The 19132-nt window shown below is 34.9% G+C and carries 20 protein-coding genes and 1 riboswitch; of the genes, 3 read left to right on the forward strand and 17 right to left on the reverse strand.

What is annotated here, in order from left to right; all coding sequences use genetic code 11:
• Nucleotides 1-26: 26 nt before the first annotated feature.
• The 9 genes from pilO to QA612_RS05120 form a co-directional block, all read right to left on the reverse strand.
• On the reverse strand, nt 27-704 hold the full coding sequence (gene pilO, locus QA612_RS05080; protein ID WP_278282687.1) for a type 4a pilus biogenesis protein PilO: 678 nt from the start codon (nt 702-704) through the stop codon (nt 27-29).
• 2 nt (nt 705-706) lie between these two features.
• Nucleotides 707-1297 carry a hypothetical protein gene (locus QA612_RS05085; RefSeq protein ID WP_278282688.1) on the reverse strand — a complete coding sequence of 197 codons (591 nt, stop codon included), beginning with the start codon at nt 1295-1297 and terminating at the stop codon, nt 707-709.
• 3 nt (nt 1298-1300) lie between these two features.
• Nucleotides 1301-2269 (reverse strand): type IV pilus biogenesis protein PilM, encoded by a 969-nt coding sequence (gene pilM, locus QA612_RS05090; protein ID WP_278282689.1) that lies wholly within the window; start codon nt 2267-2269, stop codon nt 1301-1303.
• A gap of 16 nt (nt 2270-2285) precedes the next feature.
• The gene (locus QA612_RS05095; RefSeq protein ID WP_278282690.1) at nt 2286-3038 is read right to left on the reverse strand and encodes a prepilin peptidase; all 753 of its coding nucleotides are present in this window, start codon (nt 3036-3038) and stop codon (nt 2286-2288) included.
• Between the two features lie 33 nt (nt 3039-3071).
• Nucleotides 3072-3503 (reverse strand): prepilin-type N-terminal cleavage/methylation domain-containing protein, encoded by a 432-nt coding sequence (locus QA612_RS05100; protein ID WP_278282691.1) that lies wholly within the window; start codon nt 3501-3503, stop codon nt 3072-3074.
• Nucleotides 3504-3627: 124 nt separating this feature from the next.
• Nucleotides 3628-4074: a type II secretion system protein gene (locus QA612_RS05105; RefSeq protein WP_278282692.1), complete on the reverse strand. Its 447-nt coding sequence runs from the start codon at nt 4072-4074 to the stop codon at nt 3628-3630.
• Nucleotides 4075-4097: 23 nt separating this feature from the next.
• A riboswitch (cyclic di-GMP riboswitch) is annotated at nt 4098-4180 on the reverse strand.
• A complete protein-coding gene (locus QA612_RS05110; protein ID WP_278282693.1) occupies nt 4178-5383 on the reverse strand; it encodes a type II secretion system F family protein in 1206 nt (401 codons plus the stop codon). It overlaps the preceding riboswitch by 3 nt.
• Nucleotides 5383-6423 carry a type IV pilus twitching motility protein PilT gene (locus QA612_RS05115; RefSeq protein WP_278282694.1) on the reverse strand — a complete coding sequence of 347 codons (1041 nt, stop codon included), beginning with the start codon at nt 6421-6423 and terminating at the stop codon, nt 5383-5385. The genes QA612_RS05110 and QA612_RS05115 overlap by 1 nt, the downstream gene beginning before the upstream one ends.
• Before the next feature lie 12 nt (nt 6424-6435).
• Nucleotides 6436-8097 carry a GspE/PulE family protein gene (locus tag QA612_RS05120; protein ID WP_278282695.1) on the reverse strand — a complete coding sequence of 554 codons (1662 nt, stop codon included), beginning with the start codon at nt 8095-8097 and terminating at the stop codon, nt 6436-6438.
• 326 nt (nt 8098-8423) lie between these two features.
• Between QA612_RS05120 and QA612_RS05125 the strand changes: the two genes are divergently transcribed.
• The 3 genes from QA612_RS05125 to QA612_RS05135 are packed head-to-tail and all read left to right on the forward strand — an operon-like array spanning nt 8424 to nt 10807.
• Nucleotides 8424-8879 carry a type IV pilus modification PilV family protein gene (locus tag QA612_RS05125; RefSeq protein ID WP_278282696.1) on the forward strand — a complete coding sequence of 152 codons (456 nt, stop codon included), beginning with the start codon at nt 8424-8426 and terminating at the stop codon, nt 8877-8879.
• The gene (locus tag QA612_RS05130; protein WP_278282697.1) at nt 8866-9291 is read left to right on the forward strand and encodes a PilW family protein; all 426 of its coding nucleotides are present in this window, start codon (nt 8866-8868) and stop codon (nt 9289-9291) included. The genes QA612_RS05125 and QA612_RS05130 overlap by 14 nt, the downstream gene beginning before the upstream one ends.
• 10 nt (nt 9292-9301) lie before the next feature.
• Nucleotides 9302-10807 carry a PilX N-terminal domain-containing pilus assembly protein gene (locus QA612_RS05135; protein WP_278282698.1) on the forward strand — a complete coding sequence of 502 codons (1506 nt, stop codon included), beginning with the start codon at nt 9302-9304 and terminating at the stop codon, nt 10805-10807.
• A gap of 165 nt (nt 10808-10972) precedes the next feature.
• Here the strand turns inward: QA612_RS05135 and QA612_RS05140 are convergent, their stop codons facing one another.
• The 8 genes from QA612_RS05140 to QA612_RS05175 form a co-directional block, all read right to left on the reverse strand.
• A complete protein-coding gene (locus tag QA612_RS05140) occupies nt 10973-12667 on the reverse strand; it encodes a sensor domain-containing diguanylate cyclase (RefSeq protein ID WP_278282699.1) in 1695 nt (564 codons plus the stop codon).
• 361 nt (nt 12668-13028) lie between these two features.
• Nucleotides 13029-14327 (reverse strand): bifunctional folylpolyglutamate synthase/dihydrofolate synthase, encoded by a 1299-nt coding sequence (locus QA612_RS05145; RefSeq protein ID WP_278282700.1) that lies wholly within the window; start codon nt 14325-14327, stop codon nt 13029-13031.
• Nucleotides 14328-14345: 18 nt separating this feature from the next.
• Complete coding sequence (locus QA612_RS05150) at nt 14346-15626, reverse strand: bifunctional folylpolyglutamate synthase/dihydrofolate synthase (protein WP_278282701.1); 1281 nt, start codon at nt 15624-15626, stop codon at nt 14346-14348.
• 210 nt (nt 15627-15836) lie between these two features.
• Nucleotides 15837-16163 carry a hypothetical protein gene (locus QA612_RS05155; RefSeq protein ID WP_278282702.1) on the reverse strand — a complete coding sequence of 109 codons (327 nt, stop codon included), beginning with the start codon at nt 16161-16163 and terminating at the stop codon, nt 15837-15839.
• 139 nt (nt 16164-16302) lie between these two features.
• On the reverse strand, nt 16303-16932 hold the full coding sequence (locus QA612_RS05160; RefSeq protein ID WP_278282703.1) for a response regulator transcription factor: 630 nt from the start codon (nt 16930-16932) through the stop codon (nt 16303-16305).
• Nucleotides 16925-17974, reverse strand: a complete 1050-nt coding sequence (locus tag QA612_RS05165; RefSeq protein WP_278282704.1) for a sensor histidine kinase — start codon at nt 17972-17974, stop codon at nt 16925-16927. Before QA612_RS05165 ends, QA612_RS05160 begins: the two co-directional genes overlap by 8 nt.
• Nucleotides 17971-18702 carry a cell wall-active antibiotics response protein LiaF gene (gene liaF / locus QA612_RS05170; protein ID WP_278282705.1) on the reverse strand — a complete coding sequence of 244 codons (732 nt, stop codon included), beginning with the start codon at nt 18700-18702 and terminating at the stop codon, nt 17971-17973. Before liaF ends, QA612_RS05165 begins: the two co-directional genes overlap by 4 nt.
• Before the next feature lie 117 nt (nt 18703-18819).
• Nucleotides 18820-19113 (reverse strand): lmo0954 family membrane protein, encoded by a 294-nt coding sequence (locus QA612_RS05175; protein ID WP_278282706.1) that lies wholly within the window; start codon nt 19111-19113, stop codon nt 18820-18822.
• Nucleotides 19114-19132 lie beyond the last annotated feature (19 nt).

Raw genomic sequence — 19132 nt, forward strand, 5'->3', positions numbered from 1 at the left:
AGGAAAAAAGGAGTTTTTTCTACATTTTATTCATTAATAGGTGTTGACTTGTCACTAGGTGAATTGAAATGAGTTGAAGCTAGTGATTCTGTATAGCTTTGTAAACCCTCTGCTAATTGAGAAAAGTAATACGTACTAACAGTTACGTGAAAGGTTAAGGGGCTATTATTACGAGCCTCTCGTTCCCCTGCAAAGGATAAGGATTGGATCGTTGTTTTCCTATCTAAGCTTTCAATTTCTTCTAAAAATTGAAAGAGATCACGATATCTTTCCGCTTCTACAGTTAAATTTATACTAATCTGGTCCACTTCATGTGACTGATTGTTATCATTTGTTTGTCCATCTCCTGAAGTTGCTGGAGAAGTAACAACGATAGATGGACTTGAAAAGCTATAATTATATATAGTTGTATTTGTTCGATATTCCGTTCCATCAAGATCTATTAGCCAATGCTCTAAGTGAGACTCTGTTGGTAATGTTGTTAGCATATCCATTACTTTGTCCTCATCGTAAACTTTCGTATCTGATGTTGGCCGTTGAATTGCAGCTAATATTTCTTCTTCTACCTGGAGTTGGTCATACGCATCCGCAACATCATTTTGTATAGGTGCTATGAGCATGAAGTAAGCAGCAACCACAAGGATAACAATGACAATGGCCAAGATGATGATTAAACGTTGAATTCCCTTTTGGCTTTCATTCATGCCTATACTTCCTCCTCATCTCTGTCTACCTGAGAAAAATCTAGCTGTATTGTGTAATTAGCAGTGTATCGTCTAACTGTTTCCTCTTCATCTTCCTCGTCCTCATCTTCCACTTGGATAACAGTTTCCTCTAAACGTAAATCACGTAAAACTGCATTCTCCACCATATTCATCTGATTTAGATGGTGAAGATAGGATGCGGCCTCTCGTTGAGTATCAAATTGAATTCTCAAGCTTACAGATCCACCAGTTGAGTAATCATAATTTAAGAAAAATCCCCGTTCTGGTAGCTGACTTGTAAATGCTTCCAAGACAAAGGAAGAGGAGACGGAATCCATTTCTAACCACTGAATCGTTTCATCAAGTATAGCTGCTTCATTTGTTACAATTTCCTGTCCACTATTTATTTCTTGTAATTGTCTTACAGTTTCAATTTCACTTTCCACCCTAGCTAAATCACGTTGAATGGACTGATAATAAAATGTTCCTAAAACAAGAAGTACAGCAACAGCTAATAGTAAAGAAGCTAAGGAAACGACTAAAGCATAATTTTTTTTCGGTTTTTTTGGTAATAAATTTATTTCTACATTCATTGCTTACACCTCTTTTAAACAAAGGCTAAGTGGAAGGTAAAAGTGGTAATGTACCCCTAGGTTTACTTCGTTAAATGCCTTGAATGGAATGGAATTCTCACTAATCTTATTTCGAATGAGTTTTATTTTTGGATGATCCCCCGCTAGAATTATGTTCGTAATTTCTTGTTCCCCTTGATTCATGGTGTATTTATAAAAGTTCATTACCCGTTCTATTTCCAGTAGCTGATCGTTAATTTCCCCTTCAACTTTTGTATCATTTCGACAAACTAACATTGCCATCCCTTCATCCATGCGAATATTCCAATCCTCTTCATCCATTCCATAAGGTAAATGGCGCATAAAGACAGGCTTGTCTTCATGAAAAATACTCAAGTTTATGGAAGTTAAGTCCCATTCTATAAACAAATAATGCTCCTTTTCTTCAGCTTCGCTTACATGAGTGAATAATCGGTAAAAGGAGAGTGGAGAAATATCTGCCACAATAGGCTTCAATTTAAATTCCTCTAGCTTCTGGGAGTACAATTTAACTAGCTGCTCTGGTGCTGCAAAAAAAAGAATATCTCTTTTTCCAGTACTGTTTTCCTCCTCTTCATTCAACACATAAAAATCAAAATAAGCATCGTCAAAAGGAAGATGGATGGTAGAACCAATTTCAAAATTCAAATAGCCTCGAATTTCCTCTATCGGAAGGTCACTTGAAATAGATATTTTCCGAAAAAAGACGGAGGAATCAGGAACAAAAAATAATACCTCTTTATTTTTTAAGCCCCATCTTAAAACACATTCCTCCAAAATACTATCAAACATCGGTTCATCAACAATCTTCCCCTTTTCAATAACACCTTTAGGAAGATATTTTTCTCCGAAGCTTTCTATCGTTGATAAGGAAGGGTCCTTCGTCCCGACGTAACGAATAACGTGATCTTTGATTTGTAGTCCTTTCATATGCTTTCTTTTTAATGTAAACACAATCTTCCCCTCCTTGTTATAGCAGATGTATGTACCAATCCATGATAGTTGCTGAATAAAAATAACTGATTAAACAACCTGCAGCAATAAATGGTCCAAAGGGTATTGGCACTCCTTTTTTTGTTTTCTTTATAATTAATCCAATGCCTCCAATTATCGCCCCTAGTAAACTAGCAAAGAAAAGAGTTAGGAGAGTCCCTTGCAGGCCAAGGACAATACCTAATACGGCAAATAACTTAATATCTCCACCACCCATTCCACCTTTACTAACAATGGCTAATAGTAAAAGAATCGTAAATCCTACAACTGATCCAACGATACTATCCCACCAAGGTGAAAGGGGTTCAATGAATCTTAACACAATAAATAGTACGAAAAAAAAAGCAACAATTTTATTAGGGATAAGCATCGTTTTTAAGTCGGATACTGTAATAATCATAAGTAAAGAAATAAGTGCTAATGCAATGAGCAATTCCTTTGACCATCCCACCATTAACGGTGAAATCGTAAAAAGAACTGCAGTAAGGCCTTCAAAAATTGGATAAATAGGCGAAATTCTTTTTTTGCATTTTTTGCATTTTCCTTTTTGAAATATGTATGATAAAACAGGAATAAGCTCAAGCCATGAAAGCACATGCTTGCAGTTTGGACAATGGGAACGGGGACGTACGAAGGACTCTCCTTTTGCAACCCTTAATCCAACCACATTATAGAAGGAGCCTAAAACGGCACCAAGTACAAATAAGTACGCATGTAAAATGATATCCATATTAGGGCTCCTTTCAGGGTAGTTTTAATTAATTTAGAATAAATCTCTATTGAGATCTGATTGTGATTCACCGTTAATGTTATAAGTAGCATTCGATGAATGTAGGGTTACTAAGTACGTATATGTTCCATTTGGTTCTTGACTCACTGTAACGTATGCGTCACCAGTGTATGGACCATCACCAAATGGATCTTCTACTGGCTCCATGTACCCTCTACTAATTAACTCAGCTAATGGTATTTCATCATCGTCAACTAAATTAAAATCCGCTTCACTTGCCACATATAACCTTGTAGAGCTAATCATTTGTTGGGCATTTGCTAAATGAGCATCTGCTCTTGCATTATTAATCAATCCACCAATACTTGGTATGGCAATGGCTGCAATGATTCCTAAAATAACGACAACCACGAGTAACTCAATGAGAGTTAAACCTTTTTCGTTATCTCTTAATTTCTGTAGCATTTTGTTTTCTCTCCTTTTTTGCTTTTTGTTAGGTTTTATTCCTTGATGACATCAATACCTAAACCTATCGTTTGCAAAAAAAGGAGGGGGAATACGGATTGCTTAAAAGTAATACTTCTATAAATTAATCATTATCATTTTGGAAATAACTACGATTTAATTCATTTTGAGAAAGTCCTGGTATTCTATATTCTTCATTGCTTGAATCAAGAGTTACTGTATAAGTATAAGTTCCGTTTTCTTGTTGGGTAACTGTAACAAAAGCGTCATCATCTTCATCATAAGGACCATTACCAAAAGGATCCTCAACTTCCTCCATATAACCTCTGTCAATTAATTGTTGCAGCTCTATATTTTCTGAAATATCAAAATCAGCTTCACTTGCTACATATAATCTTGCAGAATTAATCATCTGCTGAGCATTCGCAAGGTGAGCATCTACCTTAGCATTATTAATCAACCCACCAATACTCGGAATCGCAATTGCTGCAATGATTCCTAAAATTACGACAACTACTAGTAATTCAATTAGCGTTAAACCTTTTTGATTTTTTACCATTCTTTTTAGCATGTTTCTCTCTCCCTTTATATCTATTTTTTTATGGCCGGTTGCACTACTTGCTCCACATGATCAAAGTGCCCAAATATTGATCATCCTTCACTGCAACACAATTTTAGATTTCTGAATAAATTTGAAACATTGGAACGATGATGGAAATAACAATTACTCCAACAACTGCAGCTAAAATGACGATAAGTAATGGTTCAATTAGTGACTTTAAACGATCTGTCGCATATTCCACTTCTTTTTCATAAAAATCTGCAACTTTCCCCAGCATTTCATCTAACGAACCTGTTTCTTCCCCAATACTAATCATCTGTACAACAAGAGGAGGGAATACCCAATTGTCTCTCATCGGTTCTGTTAGACGTTGTCCACCTTCAAGAGCATCTCTCGATTTTCGTAATGTTCTACTGATCACCTCATTGTCTATAACTCGTTCCACAATTTGTAGTGATTGTAAAATAGGAACAGAGCTTTTGAATAATGAGCTAAGTGTCCTACTCATCCTTGCTATGGCTGCTTTTTGTAGTAAAGTTCCAAAGATCGGTAGTTTTAATAAAAAATAATCTAGATAGTACTTTGTATCTGGCTTTTGGCGAATAATCCATATAGCTGCAACAATAAGTAGGATTAAAAGAATAATAAGCCACCATAATGTAGAGATGATTTCACTTGCCTGTAATACAAATAGCGTTATGAATGGTAGTTGTCCACCTAAGTCTGATAACATCGATGCAAACATCGGAACGACTGAGGTTAACAAGAAAATAACTACTGCAACTGCAACAATGGAAACAATAATAGGATAAGCTAGTGCTGATTTCACCTTTTGCTTCGTCTCGTGTTGTTTTTCAAACTGTAATGCTAATTGGTCCAATGATTCGTCTAAGGCACCACTAGCTTCCCCAGCTCGTACCATATTGACGAAAATAGGCGGGAAAATTTTCTTCTGTTCTGAAGCTGCTTCAGAGAAGGGTCTACCTGATAGTAATTCCTCTTCTATATTTTCTAGTGCCCCGCTTAAAGCTTTACTTTCTGTTTGCTTTGCTAAAATGTTCGTTGAATCTACGATAGATACACCAGACTTCAATAGGGTTGCAAATTGTCTTAAAAATAAAACGAAATCTTGAAGCTTTACAGGGTTTCCTATATATATTTCTTGATTAAAAAAGGTAGGCTGTACCTCATCTAAGGAAGCGGAAGCAATCCCTTGCTCTCGAAGCTTTTGAATAGCATGCTTTTTTGACTTCCCTGAAATGTTTCCTTCCTTTCTCATTCCATTCTTCAATCTACCTTTATATTGATATTGTGGCATTACATCCCCCTTTCTCGAAGAAAAGGCTTCGCTTCGTCGAAATCAATTTCCTTTTGACTTAATAATTCACGAATATTCATCTCTAAGGTATGCATCCCTTCCGAACGACTCGTTTGCATTATACTTTCAATCTGATGAATTTTCTCATTTCGAATGAGATTCGCTACTGCATAATTATTTACTAAAATTTCTGTTGCAGCTTTTCTTCCTCTTCTGTCAACCGTTGGAACTAACCGTTGGGAAACTACTGCTGCTAAAACGGAAGCAAGCTGTATTCGAATTTGCCCCTGTTGACTGGGCTCAAACACGTCAATAATACGATCAATGGTAGCAGTGGCACTAGATGTATGGAGTGTTCCCAATACTAGATGTCCTGTCTCTGCTGCAGTGATGGCTGTAGATATGGTATCTAAATCTCTCATTTCCCCTACTAAAATAACATCTGGATCCTGTCGTAAAGCAGCCCGTAAACCAGAAGAAAAGCTATTTGTGTCTGAACCAATCTCCCGTTGATCAATGATGGAATGATGATGCCTATGCAAATATTCAATGGGATCCTCTAACGTAATAATATGTTTTTTCACATGATGGTTCATATGTTGAATCATGGCAGCTAATGTAGTAGATTTCCCGCTACCTGTTGGTCCAGTTACTAACACTAAACCTTGATTTAGTTCCGCTATTTGCCGTAGCTTTCCAGGCATATGTAAATCCTCTAATGTTGGAATTGTCATCGGTATGACACGAACGGCCATGCTCAAATGCGATCGTTGATAATAGGCATTTAATCGAAATCTAGATACTCCTGGAATACCATAGGAAAAGTCAGCCTCGCCCATTTCTTCCAAATGCTCCTTTAAACTTTCTGGTAAAACCTCCTCCACCATACGTTTCGTATCATCTGGAGTAAGTGGAGGACTATTCAAGCTACGTAATTCGCCATGAATACGTAAAACTGGTGCTTTTCCTATCGTTAAATGTATGTCAGAGGCTTCAAGACGCATGGCCTCTGTTAATAGTTGATTAATCGTTAATGTCATACCATCACCTACCTACTTGTCCATTGCTACTCGTAATACTTCTTCCGTTGTGGTTAAACCTTGCTTCACTTTCAATAGACCATCGTCCACTAAAAAGGTCATCCCTTGTTTTGTCATATATTCACGAATGGCATGGATGGATTTATCATTCATAATCATCTTTTTTACAGTTTCATCTAATACAAGTACTTCATGAATAGCAATACGATCACGATAGCCCGTCATGTTACACGTTGGACATCCATCCCCTTTATAAACCTTTTCAACTTCTAATCCTCTGCGGGTAAAAATCTCCCGTTCTCTTACCGTTAGCTCTTGCTCTTTTCTACAATCACGACATATTTTTCTCACTAACCTTTGTGAAATGATTCCTGATAGGGAGGCAGCTAGTAAGAAAGGTTCGATTTTCATATCAATTAAACGATCTATTGTACTTATTGCATCATTTGTATGAATAGTGCTCAAGACAAGGTGACCAGTTAAGGATGCTCTCACTGCAATTTCTGCCGTTTCAGAGTCTCGAATCTCTCCGACCATAATAATATCAGGGTCTTGTCTTAAAATAGATCGTAGACCGTTTGCAAAAGTCATTCCAACCTTTGTGTTTACTTGAATTTGATTAATTCCTTCAAGCTGGTATTCAACTGGATCCTCTACTGTAATAATATTTACTTCCTCCGAATTCAATCGGTTTAATGATGCGTAAAGGGTTGATGATTTACCAGATCCTGTTGGTCCTGTTATTAAAATAATACCTGTTGGCTCCTTAAGCATAGATGTAAGCTGATCGTAATGTTTTGGACTAAACCCTAGCTTATCTAAGTTATTGAGTGAGTTCCCCATATCTAAAATACGCATAACCACTTTTTCTCCATAAACAGTAGGCAAGGTGGATATACGTAAATCAATAGGATGAAAATCAATATTTACCTTTATTCTTCCATCCTGTGGAATTCTTGATTCTGTAATATCTAAATTAGCCATGATCTTTACTCTAGCTACAAGCATGTTTTGCATATGCTTCGGTAGATTTCGTTCCGTCCTTAAAACCCCATCTACTCGGTAGCGGACTATCACTTTATTTTCCTGTGGATCTAAGTGGATATCACTGGCCCTTTCCTGGACTGCTCGTAATAAAAGCTGGTTTACGAGCTTAACCATAGGTGAATCTACTCCACTAATAGATTCGATTTCCTGTTCCTCTTGCTTCGGATGCTCTTCAAACAATTCCTCTACTGCATCCTCTAGCTCATAATATTTATGAATAGCTTTAATGATATCGTCCTTTGTAGCTATGGCTACTTCAATCTGAAATCCTGTATACAAACGAACATCATCTATTGCGAAATAGTCCATAGGGTCTGCCATAGCAACGTAGAGCTTATCCCCTTCTAATTTTAGTGGCATAACATTGTTTCTTGTTGCCATCTCTTTAGGAACTATATTCGTCATTTTAGGATCTATAGGGTAGCGATACAAGCTCACATGAGGGACACCAAGCTGATATTCTAGCACCTCAATAAGCTGCTGCTCCGTAATATACCCTTGCTGTAATAACACATCCCCTAATTTTTGATTTCCTGTTTTTAGGTTTAAGGCTTCTTGCAATTGATCTTCTGTTATCAAACCTGTTTCAACTAAAAGATCCCCTAATCGTTTTCGTTCAATTGCCATGATCCCACCTCCATTTACCGAGTTTGTTCTATATAGTTAACAAAATGCCAGTTATTTAGTAAACTAGGACTATCTTATGTAATTTGGAAATGAAAAATAAGTTAAAAACGTGTAAAAAAACACCATATACTGTCGTATACTAATGATTACATTATAATGTATAATAGAACTAAATGAATACATTTTTTTATAATTATTAGGACTTTTTACCTTTTATTTGTTCAATATAATGAACAAAATGTGAGCTTTATGTACTATTCCCTTTATATCTTGATTAATAACATTTGTAAATAGGCGGTGAAATTATATTGGGAAAATATTTGAAATTGTTGGTATCAAATGACGGCAGAACGTTAGTGGAAATTTTAGTTTCTATAACAATTCTTGCCATTGTGATTATCCCACTGACCTCCGTTTTTATTCAATCTGCACGAAGCGTAAGTACTTCTGAAGATATTATAGATGCGACATATGTTGCACAGACTTATATGGAGGAAATATATCATCTAAGTCAAACAGAAGGATTACCCAAAATGGAAGAGTATTTTGATTTAGCTAAAAGCCCTGATAAAGTTTGCTCAAACTGTTTTGTTGAATATCTTGATGAAGAAGGGAATCGAGTATTAATCACCTTATATGAGACAGTAAATAATGACGGTGTGGTTATGGATAACTTACGTAATGTGGTCGTCCAAGTTAAAAATAATAACGGAAGAGTTGAAGCGCAGATGGAGTCGATTTTCCAATATCGATGGGATGATGAAAATAATGAAAAAGATTAAAAATCAAAAAGGGGTAACATTAGTAGAATTATTAATTTCTGTTGCCATAGCATCCATCGTACTTTTGTTGGCAACATCCATCTATCTATTTGGACAAAATCAATTAACTTCCCAGACAGAACATGTAAAACAACAAGATAATGTTCGGCTCGGAATGAACATAATTACAAAGGCTATTCGAAGTGCGGATTCAGATGTTGTAGAAGTGGTAGATGACACTACATTAAAAATTGATGAAGATGAATATAGATCAGAACATGAGAATCAAAGAATTACTGTTAATGGACAACCACTTATAGATGGAATCATCTTCCAAATTATTAATCCACAAAATGGAAGAGTTGATATTACAATAAAAAGTATGCCTGATGAAACAGTTAGCCATACTACAACCATTTTTTTAAGAGAGTAGGTGACTATGTGTGAATTCTCCAAAGATAGTAACCGAACAATTGAAGAACGAAAGTGGGTATAGCCTTGTTATTGTCTTATTAGTGATAGTGGTATTATCCATAATGGGTGTAAGTATTATAGGTGTTACAGCAACAAACGTCAAAATGAGCTCAGGTGAACGTGATTATCAGGCTGTTTATTATATTGCAGAAAGTGGAATTACAAAGCGACTGGCAGAGCTAGAGAATAGATTAAAAAATACAGACGTATCTAATTATGATGATATTATAATTTCCACAGAGAATTATGAATTTTCTCCAAATCAAGGATCTATCCCTACTGCTGAAGTAAAGACATTAGGTGAAGATGGGAACTATACGATTATATCAACAGGAACTATTGGAAACCGTTCGAGAACAGTGCAAACAAATTTTAGTATAAGTACATCTGCAAACAATAACATAGAAATCCTTGATAATATGGCTGTATTTACTAACGGGCACATTTCTCTTACTGGTGGAGCTACCATAAATGGCACCGTCGGATCCAACTTACTAGGGACAGGGTTAAAAGTGGATGGTAAGTTTTATCATATTATTTTTGATTCATACCCCGATGGTGGAGCAACGTTAAACGGAAAATTTACTTTCGATACAAATGTTGAACTAGAGGATGTAGTGAGATTTCCAAACAATAATAGTGAACAGATGCTTCAACATATAAATCACTTTAAAGAAAGTTTAGATAAACGTGATTCACAACAAAAATACGAGATGATCGAACTCCAAAAAACATCCAAAGATCGTGAAACCATTGAACTACAAAAGAAACAAATACAAACCGAGGGTGGAAATAAATTCGATGTAATTTTAAACAACAATTTACGGATTAATAATTACGTTGTTCGTGATGCACATCCAAAATTTGAGTTAAAGTTACATGAATATAATAAGCCCCTTTCCTTTAATGAAATTATAATAGATAGCAATTATACGTTAACCATTAATGTAGGAGATAGTGAAAAAGACCTTATCGTTAACCATTTGAATTTATACAATGGTCATATAAAACTTGAAGGAACTGGTACACTAAATATTATAGTTAAAGATTCTATCACCCTAGGATCTGGAAGCATTAATAATAATGGACAAATTGATAAGTTAAATATTTATTTAGAAGAAAACGTTAATAATATTTCAGTTGGAAGCAATCAAAAGATTTTTGGATCCTTAATTGCTGAAGTCGCTGATGTTAGTTTATCTGGTGGCGGCGGTTTTCAAGGTCATATTGTAACAGGTGGTAGCAATGTTACCGTCAGTGGTGGTGTATATACCAATTCTGGCATCATATATGCACCAGATGCCCATGTTAAATTTACTGGAGGTGCCGAAACTGTTGGAGCAGTCATTGCTAATACATTTGAAGCAGATGGAGGTGTTGAAATAACTTTTCCAGAAAACAAAGAAGATTTTCCACCTTTGCCAGGAATCGGACCTTCTAATGGTATAGATCGAGATCCTATCAAAGAACAATAATCTAATAGCCCCCAACATCACTTAATGATGTTGGGGGCTATTTTTACTAAGTTCAAGGCTGTGTTAAAGGATAGTGTTGTTATAAATAGTAATTTGATTTTTGAAGAAAATTGCGAAACTACTCGAAATGCTCACTTTATACATGGGATTATTCAAAAGGTAATATTAAAAATGCGACACTCGATTCCTACCTTTTTTCTTTGCGCCTGTATACATGGCTCTGTCCGCATTTCGAAGAACGGACATTGCCCCTTCTTCCTCTTCTGTTTTCCTTGCAACCCCAATACTAGCAGTAATTCGGACGGATTTCCGTTCATTCCCTCCTAAGTCATTGGAAACACTAAAGAGGTGACTTTCGATTTCTTTTCGGAACGCTTCAGCCATTTCCTCTGCAAATCTTGCATTGGAACCTTCTAATAAAACTACGAATTCTTCTCCACCGTATCGTGCTAACGTTCCAGTATCACCAACTGTGTCATGCAATACATCTGCCACTTGGCATAGAACTTCATTCCCACTTTGATGACCATACGTGTCATTTATTTTCTTAAAATGATCTAAATCTAATAAAATAATAGCAAATTCATCTGATTGTTTCCCATTTTCATATCTTTCTAGGATAATGTTTTCAAAATAACGGAAATTATATAAATTCGTAAGTGCACATCGTTCACTTTCCTGCTTCTTAATTTCATAGTCACGAGCATTCTCTACTGCAACAGCTAAGTAATTTGCCATTATTTCTAAAAGCATTAAATGACTTTTTTCAAAGGCTCTTTGCTTGTTTGAGGAAAGGGTAATCACACCATTTATTTCGTGATTACGAATGATTGGAACTACCATTACAGATTCAGCAGAATCTAAATTTATTTCACCCTGAACAAATTCCTTCCATTGATTCCCCTTTGTATAAAGCTTCGATTCCCCATTTTTATACACTCGCTGACTTATTGCATCCACTTCAGAAACATCTTCCTCATCTTCCCCTAAAGAGTTGTATACTTTAATCGCCTTAAGAGTGCCGCCTTGTTTTTCAAAAATGGTGGATCGATCCACAGGAAATATGGATGTTACTGTATGGATGAATAAGTCTAAAATACGATTAACTGGTAGATTTTCATTCACTTGATAACCAAAACTACTTATCTTCTTTAATAAATTTTTCGTTTTTTCACTGTCATTGTATAGCTTTAATATTAAGGAAAGACTCACTAAAGGTACACCGATTATAAAGATGGCTAAATTTCCTATTTGTTGATAAAGCAAAACTAGTGTTATACCAATAGGAATGATTAATGCTGCAGAGATTGCTTCCCATTTTAGAGCCTCATCAAAGAATCTACTATTTTTCATGTTTACTAAATATTTTCTAATTAAGAAAATTAACCAGTTATTTAAAAAGAAGTAAATAAATGCGTAGGCGATAATCGGTAGTCCTATGCTAGTTAAATTTATTTCGGTAAGACTTCCTGTTGTCCCACCTAGGAAATAGTACGCAGCAGCTGAGGTAATAGAAACAATAAAAAATACTAATGAATTAAGTGGTAGGCGATAGAGTTCTTTTTTCGAAACCTTTAATCGAAAAAGTGTTGTAATAATAGCCAGTTGCATTACGATTAATTCAATAGCAAGACCAAACTGCAAAAACACAGCTAGAGAGATTCCGTGTATAGGAACAATGTTTGTATGACGAAAACGTAATGGATACAAGGAAGCTAATAATATTAACGTTAAAAAAGCTAAAATTGTAGTCCATTCTTCTTGAATAATTGGTAGAGCTCTAGTAAGAAAAAATAATGAGGGTATTGGAAAGATTATAGCCCAAACAATCCAAACAGCTTTTTTTCTCCCCTCCGTCATTCGTCACACCTCCTTATATACGATACATATGACATAGTAAGAACGTTTTATTCTAAATAGTGAAAAAATATAGATTATTATTGGTGTAAATTAATAATGACACAATTTAATTAAAGATTCCGAATTTTTACCATAATATGTTTAATATTTTACCATAATAAAGTGTTTACGTTAAGTAATTAAACTATTTTTTGGATATTTTACACAACTTTTAGTATAGGGAATTTACCCCACATAATTTCAGGTCTGTTAAGTATGCTAATACATCTTAAGATTATTCGAGAAGAAATTGGAAAATCCTTCTTCTCAAATAATCTTTTTCCACTTTTATTTTCGAATCCCTCTATTTCTATTGTTTTTCTCAGATTAACGTTAATTCTGTTCTTATTTCCCCTACAAATTGGTGAGAACCAGTAATAAGAAGGATCTTACTTGTATTTTTGTTTTCTTTTATCCAATCTTTCAACCAAGAAGAAGAATCATCTACAGTTTCCAGCTTATCAAACTTACTAGAGAGTTGTTTATAATCTTCTATAGTCCTAGATCTAGGAGATGAGAATGATGTAACATACATTTTATGAGCAGTTTTTTCGATTGACCTAAGCATTTCCTCTGCAGCTTTATCCTTCATGGAAGCAAATAATACATTAATTTCTTTATTTTTATATAATGTTACAATCGTATTCATTGTTTCATCTATTGCTTCTTGATTATGCGCTGTATCTAATACTATTACTGGGTTATTATTTATTTCTTCCAATCGCCCAGGTAGCTTCCCTTTCTCTAGTCCACGGAGTATTTTATCGTCCTCTACTAATAAAGCATAAAATTGCTTCAAGTAATTTACTACCATCACTGAAAGAGCCGCATTTTTTCCTTGAAAGGAACCAACCATCCCTAATGGTATTTCTTTTAGTTCTCCAAACGTGGATTCATACGTCATCATTTGTACGTCATTCTCAATCCATGTCTGAACTTTCACTTGCTCCTTTAAGGAATAAAGGGTGGATTTCTTCTTTTTCGCCTCTTCTTTTAATACTTGTAATGCTGCACCTTCACAGGCTGTCATAACAGGAACACCTTGTTTAATAATACCGCTTTTTTCACGACTTATTTCCTCTAACGTATTCCCTAAAAAGGCTTGGTGATCCATCCCAACGTTTGTAATAATGGAAACTAATGGTGTGATTACATTCGTTGCATCAAGCCTACCTCCCATACCAGCCTCAATAACAGCTATATCTACAGGCTTTTTAAAAGAAAAATAATATAAAGCAACAGCTGTCATTAGTTCAAATTCACTAATACTTTCTCCTACTTCCCTTTCCGTTTCTTCCACTGCATTCTTTATTTCTGCGATTACTTCAATAAATTCCTCCTCTGACATAGGGTTGTTATTTATACCAATTTGTTCTCGTTCTTCTCCAAATACAGGTGTCATAAATGTCCCAACAAAGAAACCAGCTTCTTCTAACATAGACCTTAAGTAAGTAACGGTAGACCCCTTTCCATTTGTACCAGCAACATGAATCGTCTTTACCCTTCTCTCTGGGTGTCCTAATTTTTCAATCAACAATTTCATTCTTGTTAAATCATATCGAATACCTGCTTGTTTTCTTGAAATAATATAATCTTTTGCTTCTATATACGTGGCTATCATCATACATCTCCTTTCACTTTAAATCCGCAATTCATTTCTTATCTCTCTCAATAGATACAAGGATCCGGTCACAACTAAGGCTTCATTGTCACGTAATGATTGGGACTTATTTGTGTATGCATGCTTCCAATCCTCTTGTACGACAATATTCTCAGTACTTGGGAGGGAGTGGTATACTTCCACTGGATCCATTCCTTGTTCATGCTTAAACGGACAAATAATGATTTCGTTTCCAATTTGTCTCATAATATCTATCATCTCGTTAATATTCTTGTTTTTGGTTGCACTGAACAGAAAGGTAAATCTTTTATTGGAAAACTCTTTTGATAATGTGTTAACCAAAGCATGTAAGCCTTCACTATTATGACCTCCATCAAAGATAATTAGGGGGTCCTTCTGTACAACTTCAATTCTGTTTGGTATTTTTCCCTTCATTAACCCTTTCTTTATCTGTTCCTTTGTGATTTGAAAAAGATGTTTCTCCGTTAAACATTCTAATGCCATAATAGCCAAGGCACCGTTCTGCATCTGGTGAAAACCGAGCATTCCTGTACTTAAATCTCCATACGTATGCTTTTCAGTATGAACGGAGAAACTTTCTTTCTTTTGATCAATAAAGAAATAGTCATTTAGTTGATAAAGAACAGCACCATGCTGTTTAGCAACTTCTTCTACAACATGAATAACTTCTCGTTGTTTACATCCTGAAACTACAGGAATGTCCTTTTTTATAATACCTGCTTTCTCCTGCCCTATTTCAGACAATGTTTCTCCAAGGAATTCCATGTGGTCGTAGCCCACATTCGTAATGACAGAAACAAGTGGACGGATAATATTTGTTGGATCAAGACGCCCTCCTAACCCTGTTTCTAAAATAGCTATATCTACTTTTCTTTTTGAAAAATAGTGTAATGCTATTGCAGTCATTATTTCAAATTCAACAGGGACACCGTACTCCTGCTTTTTTTCTAGCTTTCGTACTATAGGTTTTATGTCCTCTACTAAAGAGAGAAATTCCTCATCACTTATGGTTTGCCCGTTTACTTGAATTTGATCATTATACTTTTGTACATACGGTGATGTAAAGGTTCCAACCGTTAAGCCTGCTTCCATTAGGATAGCTTTTATATAAGTAAGAGTAGAACCTTTTCCATTTGTTCCAGCAATATGTATTGTATTAAATTCTTTCTCTGGATGCTTTAGCTCTTCTACTATTTTTTCCATACGACCTAATCCGTTAAAATTCCGATTCTTTTTTAAGGATAAAACATAATCGCATGCTTCTTTATATAATTTCAAGAAACCCCCACCTTAATAAATTTTGTTACATGTATAGACAATACTTGCAATATATATTTTAGCTAAATGATGTAGTGAAGGAAAGTATTTACGTTTTTTTGCAAATATACTGATATATAAGCTATTATTTATGAAAAATTGCACAAAGAGATAGCCCACCAGTTTTTTTCCTACCTGGTGGGCTTTTTTCTATGTATTCATTTATTAGCCTTATGTTGACGGATTTTCTACTTCTTCTATCTTTTCATCCCCATCCGTCTCTCTTCTTTTTTTCCAAGGCTTTCTCATTGACATGACAATGGCAACGATAGATGAGAAAGAAAAAATTACGATGGAATAAAAAAGATAATGAATAAACTCACTAAATTGTATCGTGTTTGAATAGCCTATATAAAAAATAATGGGACTAATACAAATTCCAATCATGCTTGGAATATATTTCATTATTTTTTTAGCTGGGAAAAACCATAAAAGTACTTCACTTATTACGTATAATCCAAATGCGATAAATAAACCAATGTAATATGGAGTAGGCATGAAATATCCTCCTAGTAAAATAATAATTTTAATTTTTAGTTTAGAGTTTGATATTTATACGAAGGTTTTCCTTGCTTATTTATTTTACCATAGTATGAAAGGTAAGTTAGTAGAGAATTTCCTCTTGAACAAAACAAATCTAAAAAAGCTTATTTTTGAAGGCATATATAACCGCTTGCGTTCGATCATGTACCTCTAGCTTTCCTAAAATATTACTAACATGAACCTTTACGGTTTTTAAAGCAATATATAGTTCATCTGCAATTTCTTGATTTGTTTTCCCTTCAGTCATTAATTTTAGTACCTCTAGTTCCCGTTCTGTCAAATGATCATACAGATGCTCTTCAGGTTTTTGACGCATTTTGGACATAATCTTTCCCGTCACTTCTGGTTCAAGAATCGATTGTCCTTCAAATGTAGAACGAATGGCATCAGCTATATCCTTTGCTTTTGACGTTTTAAGCATATAACTTGTTGCACCAGCCTCTAATGCTGGATACACTTTCTCATCATCTAAAAAGCTTGTAACGATAATAATTTTTGCCTCAGGCCATTTAGCGATAATTTGTTTCGTTGCTTCTATACCATCCATTCTTTTCATAACTAAGTCCATCAAAACAATATCTGGTTTATGCTTTAAAGCTAAGTCTACCGCTTCATCACCATCTGATGCTTCAGCCACAACTTCAATATCCTTTTGAGCAGATAAATAGGAAGATACACCGATTCTTACCATCTCATGATCATCTGCAAACAGTACTTTAATCATTACTATTCCCTCCTTTTTTCCTTATTGGAACCTTTACCTCTAAACGACTTCCTTCCTGCTCCACACTAACAATTTTTAACGATGCCCCAATTTCACTGGCTCGTTCCTCCATATTCTGTAATCCATATGAACCATTTGTTTTTGCCTCTTCCACATTAAAACCAATTCCATCATCTGTAATTCGTAATATAACGAAATCATCTCGTTCAATTAACATAATATGAAGTTGATTCGCCTTTGAATGTCGAAGGGCATTTGAAACAGATTCCTGTAAAATTCGAAATAAATGGTCCTCTATTCCTTTTTCTAACTGAAGATTCTCGATTTTCCAATCGATTTCCATCGGAACCTTTTGGCGTAATTCAACGAGGAGCTCATCCATTCCCTCCTGAAGAGATTTCTCCTTTAACGCTATCGGACGAAGATGTAGGAGAAGTGCCCTCATTTCCAATTGAGACTGGTCAATCATTTTTTCTACTAACTGTAGTTGTTTTTTTACAGTAGGATCATCCGGTGGATTCCCTTCATTAATGGCTGACATCATCATGGACGCTGCAAATAATTGTTGGCTAACAGAGTCATGTAGCTCTCTTGCTAATCGATTTCGTTCTTGAACAACTACTTCTTGTAAGCTTTTTTCTCGTTCCTCAGCCCGTTCTGTTACTAGTCGTTGGGAGATTTCTGCTTGTTGACTGAACTTTCTTTCTATTTGTAGGAGTTGACTAGGAATATCTTCTAGATCCTTATCCTTTCCAGTAGCTTTCTCCGTTAATTTAATTCCTTTGTTTATTTCCTCGAGGCGATCTCGAATAAAATGAAGTTTTCCTTTAACATATAAGCCACTTGATGCTCCAATAATGAATCCAGAAGCAGTTACGACAATACTAATTAATAAAAGATAGGAAATATCGAATATTTTAGCATGGAATAGTTGCCCCATACTATCTAATGGAAATACAAGAAACGTGGAGAATAGAATAATAATAGTAAGTACAAATGCTCCAATTAAGCCTGCTATAATTTGCTTTAACATGAGGTTCATATACGTTTCACCTCAATGTCTCCTGAAAGGATGGAAGTAACGATTTTTACCTTTGTACCACTTTCACCATAGTTTTCAGTATGATAGGAAAAAGTTTGATTAAGTAAGGAAGCATGTTCATGTTGAAAAACGGTTACTCTTCCATATATAGAGCTATGAACAACAGAAACCTCCACTTCATATGGAACATAAATTTTTATATTTCCAATAAAATGTCGAATAGAAATAACCGATTCATCCGGTAAAACAGTGTTACTTAAATCGATAATACGATCTCCAAATCCCCCATGGATATTCACATCTCGCCAATGGTAAGGTATTTCTTTCGTTTTTTGACTCCCAAGGAATCGATTTTTAAATAAAGTGTCTACTCTCTTTATAGGTTCTTTCTTTGTTCCTTCCTTTTCTTCCACAAAAGCAGGTTCTATTCTTTCTGGATTCTCTTTCGTCCTACGATAGTGGACAAAAAACAAGACAATTGCTGCTATTGCGAGAAAACGTATAGCGATTAAATTAACGATTGTCAAAAAGAGAAAAATAGCTCCTATCCAAAAAAATACTTTTCCTAATGTTTTAGTATAACTTTTAATTCCAATATATGTTAAGAATGTAAAAAAGAAAAGTGTAAATACTAATCCAGTATTAAAAAAGAATAATTCAATAAACAGAAGGGCAATTCCAATTAATATTATCCAATTCAATGTATCAGTTGATAATCGTCGAAACAAGATGAATACCCTCCTTTAAAATATGAATAAAGAGAAAGATGCCGAAATTTCGCACCTTTCTATCATATCACTTTATTACTATTAATAAGTAGCTAACATTTATAGGTTTCTTAACAATTATTTATTAAACGTTACTTCTTTCTCACCATGATGATTTTTTAACAAAATATATAAGAAAATCAAAGCAACAACACCGATTATAGCGAATGAATTTGCTGTGGCCATACTTAAAACGATAAGACCCACGATTATCCAACATATCTTTGCTCCCATTGACTCACTTTTCGAAAACTGCTTAAAAATAACATAAAGTAGGTATATACATACAGCTAGAAAAATCATTGGTCCTAAATTGGCAAGTAAAACGATAATAGCAATAAGCGCTAATACAAACAATAAAAAGTTTTTCATGAATATTTCCTCCTCTACT

The organism is Evansella sp. AB-P1, assembly GCF_029688925.1.
Taxonomy (GTDB): Bacteria; Bacillota; Bacilli; order Bacillales; family Salisediminibacteriaceae; genus Evansella.

What these genes read in the sequence shown, in the direction of transcription:
- pilO (WP_278282687.1), bottom strand. Translation starts at nt 704, where the DNA reads ATGAATGAAAGCCAAAAGGGAATTCAACGTTTAATCATCATCTTGGCC.
- QA612_RS05160 (WP_278282703.1), bottom strand. Translation starts at nt 16,932, where the DNA reads ATGATTAAAGTACTGTTTGCAGATGATCATGAGATGGTAAGAATCGGT.
- QA612_RS05115 (WP_278282694.1), bottom strand. Translation starts at nt 6,423, where the DNA reads ATGACATTAACGATTAATCAACTATTAACAGAGGCCATGCGTCTTGAA.
- QA612_RS05165 (WP_278282704.1), bottom strand. Translation starts at nt 17,974, where the DNA reads ATGAACCTCATGTTAAAGCAAATTATAGCAGGCTTAATTGGAGCATTT.
- QA612_RS05100 (WP_278282691.1), bottom strand. Translation starts at nt 3,503, where the DNA reads ATGCTACAGAAATTAAGAGATAACGAAAAAGGTTTAACTCTCATTGAG.
- QA612_RS05120 (WP_278282695.1), bottom strand. Translation starts at nt 8,097, where the DNA reads ATGGCAATTGAACGAAAACGATTAGGGGATCTTTTAGTTGAAACAGGT.
- QA612_RS05110 (WP_278282693.1), bottom strand. Translation starts at nt 5,383, where the DNA reads ATGCCACAATATCAATATAAAGGTAGATTGAAGAATGGAATGAGAAAG.
- QA612_RS05085 (WP_278282688.1), bottom strand. Translation starts at nt 1,297, where the DNA reads ATGAATGTAGAAATAAATTTATTACCAAAAAAACCGAAAAAAAATTAT.
- QA612_RS05155 (WP_278282702.1), bottom strand. Translation starts at nt 16,163, where the DNA reads ATGCCTACTCCATATTACATTGGTTTATTTATCGCATTTGGATTATAC.
- QA612_RS05145 (WP_278282700.1), bottom strand. Translation starts at nt 14,327, where the DNA reads ATGATAGCCACGTATATAGAAGCAAAAGATTATATTATTTCAAGAAAA.
- QA612_RS05140 (WP_278282699.1), bottom strand. Translation starts at nt 12,667, where the DNA reads ATGACGGAGGGGAGAAAAAAAGCTGTTTGGATTGTTTGGGCTATAATC.
- QA612_RS05130 (WP_278282697.1), top strand. Translation starts at nt 8,866, where the DNA reads ATGAAAAAGATTAAAAATCAAAAAGGGGTAACATTAGTAGAATTATTA.
- QA612_RS05095 (WP_278282690.1), bottom strand. Translation starts at nt 3,038, where the DNA reads ATGGATATCATTTTACATGCGTACTTATTTGTACTTGGTGCCGTTTTA.
- QA612_RS05175 (WP_278282706.1), bottom strand. Translation starts at nt 19,113, where the DNA reads ATGAAAAACTTTTTATTGTTTGTATTAGCGCTTATTGCTATTATCGTT.
- QA612_RS05105 (WP_278282692.1), bottom strand. Translation starts at nt 4,074, where the DNA reads ATGCTAAAAAGAATGGTAAAAAATCAAAAAGGTTTAACGCTAATTGAA.